This window comes from Blastomonas sp. CCH1-A6, assembly GCF_001556365.1.
GTDB classification, from domain to species: domain Bacteria; phylum Pseudomonadota; class Alphaproteobacteria; order Sphingomonadales; family Sphingomonadaceae; genus Blastomonas; species Blastomonas ursincola.
Map to the genome: position 1 here is coordinate 1 of NZ_LSIS01000052.1, position 449 is coordinate 449.

A 449-nucleotide genomic window follows, 5' to 3' on the forward strand; every position below is an offset into this window, starting at 1 on the left:
CGCCTCGCCGCCCTTGGCGGCCGCCTTGCGCAAGGGCGAAAGGACGGCGTTCGCCGCGCTTCCCGCCGCCGCTTGGCCGACAGCGGCCATGCCGCCCGCAACAGCGCCTGCACCGCTCTTGCCGAACGAGCCGAGGCTGTAGGCGCTGGTGGCACCGCCTGCCATCTGAGCGCCACCACGCGCGGCGGCGCCGGTCATCCGGCCGGCCGCACCGACTGCGGACCCGGCCGCGCCCACGCCAAGGCGTGCGGCGGCGGCGCCTCCGATCAGCGCGCCGCCTGCCGCCAGCGCGGTCCCGGCCGCCGTACCCGCGCCGAGCTGCGGGCCGCCCGAGACGATGCCGTTCGCAATGCTGGGGCCGAAGATCGACAGGCCCAGCAGCGACAGCGCGGCAAGCGCGATGGCCATGACCTGATTGATGTCGGGCGCGGGGCCGAGTGCCGCGCCGG

At 76.8% G+C, this 449-nt stretch carries 1 pseudogene; it reads right to left on the minus strand.

The features are described from left to right. Positions 1-449 (minus strand): annotated as a pseudogene (locus AX735_RS02195) (P-type conjugative transfer protein TrbL); the annotation flags it as partial.